General features: G+C 42.5%; 3 protein-coding genes and 2 pseudogenes. All 5 read left to right on the top strand.

Features of this window, described 5'->3' with window-relative positions; all coding sequences use genetic code 11:
• Positions 1-65 precede the first annotated feature (65 nt).
• Positions 66-272, top strand: a pseudogene (locus tag DW947_RS22130) (hypothetical protein); the annotation flags it as partial.
• Positions 273-433: 161 nt separating this feature from the next.
• Positions 434-1,414 (top strand): IS30 family transposase, encoded by a 981-nt coding sequence (locus DW947_RS21105; protein WP_117917169.1) that lies wholly within the window; start codon positions 434-436, stop codon positions 1,412-1,414.
• A gap of 25 nt (positions 1,415-1,439) precedes the next feature.
• Complete coding sequence (erm(F), locus tag DW947_RS21110) at positions 1,440-2,240, top strand: 23S rRNA (adenine(2058)-N(6))-methyltransferase Erm(F) (RefSeq protein ID WP_118066893.1); 801 nt, start codon at positions 1,440-1,442, stop codon at positions 2,238-2,240.
• Between the two features lie 465 nt (positions 2,241-2,705).
• A pseudogene (locus tag DW947_RS21115) lies at positions 2,706-4,835 on the top strand (ATP-binding protein); the annotation flags it as partial.
• A complete protein-coding gene (locus DW947_RS21120) occupies positions 4,828-6,150 on the top strand; it encodes a sigma-54-dependent transcriptional regulator (RefSeq protein WP_004291471.1) in 1,323 nt (440 codons plus the stop codon). The pseudogene DW947_RS21115 and the gene DW947_RS21120, both read left to right, overlap by 8 nt.
• Positions 6,151-6,177: the final 27 nt, after the last annotated feature.

The following is a 6,177-nucleotide window of genomic DNA, read 5'->3' on the forward strand; positions in this document are numbered from 1 at the left end:
AATATCCGCATGAACGAAAAAGATAAACTTTTATTCATGTTCCAAAAATCAATGTCATTAAAATAATGGAGCGGTCAGGAAATTTCTATAAGGCAATACGGTTGGGATATATACTTATCTCCATTCTTATCGGATGTATGGCATATAATAGCCTCTATGAATGGCAGGAGATAGAAGCATTAGAACTTGGCAATAAAAAAATAGACGAGCTCCGAAAAGAAATAAACAATATCAATATTCAAATGATAAAATTTTCTCTATTGGGTGAAACTTGAGTTCAAGTTATAAATGCAACTTTTTGGTACAGGATTAATAGCTGCATAAGTAATATTTTTTCAGAGAGAAAAGAGAGACAAATCCCTCTGTTCTCTGCTGAATGGATAATGTTACTATCTTTGTTTTTATTGTCCGTCCAAAGAAATAAAAGTTGTAGATGAGTAAACATATAACCGAAAAGCAAAGGTATGCAATTTCTAAGATGCTGCAAGTTCCTATGAGTAAAAAAGATATAGCTGAAGCTATTGGCGTTGATAAAAGTAGTATCTATAGGGAAATAAAACGCAATTGCGATATTCGTAGTGGAAAATACAACCCTGATCTTGCTCAAAGAAAGGCAGATAAACGTAAGGTTGAAAAGAAGCGAAAGGAGGTGTTTACACAAGCTATGAAGAAGCGTGTAAAAAAGCTTCTACGAAAGGATTTGAGCCCAGAGCAGATAGTGGGCAGAAGCCAAGTAGAAAATATAGCTATGGTATCTCACGAAACTATATATTGTTGGATATGGAATGATAAACGACAAGGTGGGGATCTCCATAAATATCTTAGAAGGCAAGGGCGAAAATATTCAAAGCGTGGTTCTAAAAACGCAGGTAGAGGATTTATTCCCAATAGGGTTGATATTGACCAGCGACCTTCAATAGTAGAGCAAAAAGAAAGATTTGGTGATTTAGAGATAGATACAATTATTGGAAAGAATCACAAAGGTGCTATTCTAACCATTAATGATAGAGCAACAAGCAGAGTCTGGATACGTAAGCTATCAGGGAAAGAAGCCATCCCTGTAGCAAAGATTACAGTATGGGCATTGCGAAAAGTAAAAAACTTAATACACACAATAACGGCTGATAATGGAAAAGAATTTGCAAAACACGAGGATATATCACAAAAACTAGATATTAATTTCTATTTTTGTAAGCCATACCACTCTTGGGAGCGTGGTGCCAATGAAAATACTAACGGTCTTATCAGGCAGTATATCCCAAAGGGTACGGACTTTAGTGAAGTAACCAACAAGCGTATTAAATGGATTGAAAACAATCTAAATAATAGACCTCGTAAAAGACTTGGATACCTCACACCAAACGAAAAATTTAAACAAATTATTAATATGAATTCCGTTGCATTTGTAACTTGAATTCAGCACCTGTAAGAAGTTACTAATGACAAAAAAGAAATTGCCCGTTCGTTTTACGGGTCAGCACTTTACTATTGATAAAGTGCTAATACAAAATGCAATAAAAATAGCAAATATAAGCAGTCAAGATACAGTTTTAGATATTGGAGCAGGCAAAGGGTTTCTAACTGTTCATTTATTAAAAATCGCACATAATGTCGTAGCTATTGAAAACGACACAGCTTTGGTTGAACATTTACGGAAATTATTTTCTGATACCCGAAATGTTCAAGTTGTCGGTTGTGATTTTAGGAATTTTGTAGTTCCGAAATTTCCTTTCAAAGTGGTGTCAAATATTCCTTATGGCATTACTTCCGATATTTTCAAAATCCTGATGTTTGAGGGTCTTGAAAATTTTCAGGGAGGTTCCATTGTCCTTCAGTTAGAACCTACACAAAAGTTATTTTCGAGGAAGCTTTACAATCCATATACCGTTTTCTATCATACATTTTTTGATTTGAAACTTGTCTATGAGGTAGGTCCTGAAAGTTTCTTGCCACCGCCAACTGTCAAGTCAGCCCTGTTAGACATTAAAAGAAAACAGTTAATTTTTGATTTTAAGTTTAAAGCCAAATACTTAGCATTTATTTCCTGTCTGTTACAGAAGCCTGAGTTATCTGTAAAAACAGCTTTAAAGTCGATTTTCAGGAAAAGTCAGGTCAGGTCAATTTCAGAAAAATTCGGTTTAAACCTTAATGCTCAAATTGTCTGTTTGTCTCCAAGTCAATGGAAAAACTGTTTTTTGGAAATGTTGGAAGTTGTTCCTGAAAAATTTCATCCTTCTTAATTCAAAGTTGGGTGATGGTCAAGACGATTTTTCTGGTTTGGTGTCGTCTTTTAAGCTGCCGCATAACGTTTCTCAGCTATACGCAGGCAGGGATTTTAACCACTGGACTTTCTACGAAGAACTGAACTTCAAATATAGCAGTTTCCTGTCCTACGAAGACCGAAACCCCTGCTTGCGTATAGGTGATGTTATGCGGTCGGCTTTCATTTTCTCTTCTTTCTCGTTAATTTGTCAAGCAAAGTTACTAAATTTGCAGTCAAGCAATTTTAATTTTTGAATTATGTATTTCAGTAGACCTTGGACTTCTATCTAAGTGATAGGCAGTCCTGAATAAATTCCAATCAATCTTTTAGGTCAAGACAATCAGTCTATGCTTTGTGTGTGCCGTCATTTGTTTGATGGCATTGCTATGTCATAGTTGCTCTGTCGGGTAATACTGTCTATTCACTTCTCCACGATTTGAATTCAAGTATTCAGCAAACAATACTGGAATGGAACGATAAAGATATCGAGCATTACCATGCACGGCGTATGGCAATGGACAGTATGCTCTGCCGTTTCAAGGCCACCTATCCAGCAGAGCGCATCGATAGTGTGCGCAGTCTTTTAGAGGATAAGGAACGACAGATGTTCCAGATAGTCCGGTTAATGGATGAACAACAATCTATTAACAAGAAGATAGCCAATCAAATTCCGGTTATTGTACAGAAAAGTGTGCAGGAACAGTCCAAAAAGCCAAAACGAAAAGGTTTCTTAGGCATATTCGGCAAAAAAAAGGAAGTAACTCCAGCAGTATCAACCACTATCCTTCATTCGGTCAATAGAAACGTAATCAGCGAACAGAAAGTGCAGGATCGCCAATTGTCGGAACAAGCCGACAGCCTTGCAGCTCGTAATGCAGAACTTAACAGACAACTGCAAGAATTGATTTGCCAAATAGAAGAAAAGGTACAAACCGAACTGCAAAGCCGGGAAAACGAAATAGTTGCCATGCGTGAAAAGTCATTTATGCAAGTAGGCGGTTTAATGGGATTCGTTCTTCTATTGTTGTTAATTTCCTACATCATCATACATCGTGATGCAAAAAGCATTAAACAATACAAGCACAAGACAACTGATTTGATAAGGCAACTGGAACAATCCGTACAACGGAACGAGGCACTGATAACGTCAAGGAAGAAGGCGGTACATACTATCACCCATGAACTGCGCACACCGCTGACAGCAATAACAGGCTATGCCGGACTGATACGGAAAGAACAGTGTGAGGATAAGTCCGGGCAGTATATCCAAAACATACTGCAATCCTCCGACCGTATGCGGGATATGCTTAACACTTTGCTTGACTTCTTCCGCCTGGACAACGGCAAGGAACAGCCCCGTCTGTCACCCTGCCGGATTTCAGCAATCACGCACACACTTGAAACGGAGTTCATGCCTGTTGCCGTGAACAAAGGGCTGTCCTTGTCCGTGAAGACTGGACACGATGCCATTGTATTGACCGACAAAGAGCGAATAATACAAATCGGGAATAACCTGCTGTCAAACGCTGTCAAGTTCACAGAAGAAGGCGGTGTTTCTTTGATTACTGAATATGATAATGGAGTTCTGACACTGGTCGTTGAAGATACAGGTACAGGCATGACAGAAGAGGAACAGAAACAAGCGTTCGGTGCGTTTGAACGTCTATCAAATGCCGCCGCAAAGGAGGGTTTCGGGCTTGGGCTTGCCATAATGCGTAATATTGTGTCGATGCTTGGCGGAACAATCCGTTTAGACAGCAAGAAAGGGAAAGGCAGTCGTTTCACAGTTGAAATTTCTATGCAGGAAGCTGAAGAACAGCTTGGATATACAAGCAATACACCTGTTTATCATAACAATAAATTCCATGATGTTGTCGCCATTGACAATGATGAGGTATTACTTCTGATGCTGAAAGAGATGTATTCCCAAGAAGGAATACACTGCGACACTTGCACCGATGCTGCGGCACTGATGGAAATGATACGCCAGAAAGAATACAGCCTGTTGCTGACAGACTTGAATATGCCCGATATAAACGGTTTCGAATTGCTGGAACTGTTGCGTTCGTCCAACGTGGGCAATTCACCAACAATCCCGGTGGTTGTGGCAACCGCTTCGGGCAGTTGTAACAAAGGGGAACTATTGGCAAAAGGCTTTGCCGGATGCCTGTTCAAACCGTTCTCCATATCGGAACTGATGGAGGTTTCCGACAGGTGTGCCATAAAAGCGACACCGGACGGGAAACCGGACTTTTCCGCCTTATTGTCCTATGGCAATGAAGCCGTCATGCTGGAAAAGTTGATAACTGAAACAGAAAAGGAAATGCAGGCGGTACGGGATGCAGCAAAAGAAAAAGACCTGCAAAAGCTGGATTCCCTGATCCACCACCTGCGCAGTTCGTGGGAGGTGCTCCGTGCCGACCAACCGCTGAATGTACTTTACGGATTGCTTCGTGGCGATGCTCTCCCGGATGGTGAAGCGTTAAGCCATGCCGTGACTGCCGTGCTGGATAAGGGAGTGGAAATAATACGGTTGGCAGAAGAGGAAAGGAGAAAATACGAAGATGAATAAGACAAAAATAATTGTGGTGGAAGACAACATCGTGTATTGCGAATATGTCTGCAATATGCTGTCACGGGAGGGCTACCGCAATATGAAGGCTTACCACCTCTCAACCGCGAAGAAACATCTGCAACAGGCAACAGATAATGATATCGTGGTTGCCGACCTGCGTCTGCCTGACGGCAGTGGCATAGACCTTTTGTGCTGGATGCGAAAGGAGGGAAAGATGCAGCCCTTCATCATTATGACCGACTACGCCGAAGTTAATACCGCCGTGGAAAGCATGAAACTCGGCTCGATAGACTATATTCCCAAACAGCTTGTGGAGGATAAACTTGTCCCCCTGATCCGTTCCATACTGAAAGAACGTCAGGCAGGACAACGCCGTATGCCTATATTCGCCCGTGAAGGTTCCGCCTTTCAGAAAATCATGCACCGCATAAGGCTGGTAGCCGCCACCGATATGAGCGTGATGATATTTGGTGAGAACGGCACGGGCAAGGAGCATATTGCCCACCTGTTGCATGACAAGAGCAAACGTGCAGGCAAGCCATTTGTGGCGGTGGACTGCGGTTCACTCTCCAAAGAGCTTGCACCGTCGGCTTTCTTCGGACACGTCAAAGGTGCATTTACAGGTGCGGACAATGCCAAGAAAGGATATTTCCATGAGGCGGAAGGCGGCACGTTGTTTCTGGACGAGGTAGGAAACCTCGCGTTGGAAACCCAACAGATGTTGCTCCGTGCCATACAGGAGAGGCGGTATCGCCCGGTCGGAGACAAGGCAGACCGGAATTTCAATGTCCGCATCATCGCTGCTACCAATGAAGATTTGGAGGTATCGGTGAATGAAAAGCGTTTTCGGCAGGATCTTCTGTACCGCCTGCACGACTTCGGGATAACCGTTCCTCCGTTGCGTGACTGTCAAGAAGACATTATGCCGCTGGCAGAGTTCTTCCGTGATATGGCAAACAGAGAGCTGGAGTGTAGCGTGAGCGGGTTCAGTTCCGAAGCACGTAAAGCGTTGCTGACACACGCATGGCCGGGCAACGTGCGGGAACTTCGGCAGAAAGTTATGGGTGCTGTATTGCAGGCGCAGGAAGGTGTTGTCATGAAAGAGCATCTGGAACTTGCCGTGACGAAACCGACCTCTACTGTCAGCTTCGCCTTGCGCAATGACGCGGAGGATAAGGAGCGGATATTGCGTGCGTTGAAACAGGCAAACGGCAACCGGAGTGTCGCCGCAGAACTGCTCGGCATAGGCAGGACAACACTATACAGCAAACTTGAAGAGTATGGACTTAAATATAAATTCAAGCAATCATAGCCCGTAATTCACTGAATTTGGCTATCT

This window comes from Bacteroides sp. AM44-19 (assembly GCF_003603395.1).
GTDB lineage: Bacteria > Bacteroidota > Bacteroidia > Bacteroidales > Bacteroidaceae > Bacteroides > Bacteroides uniformis.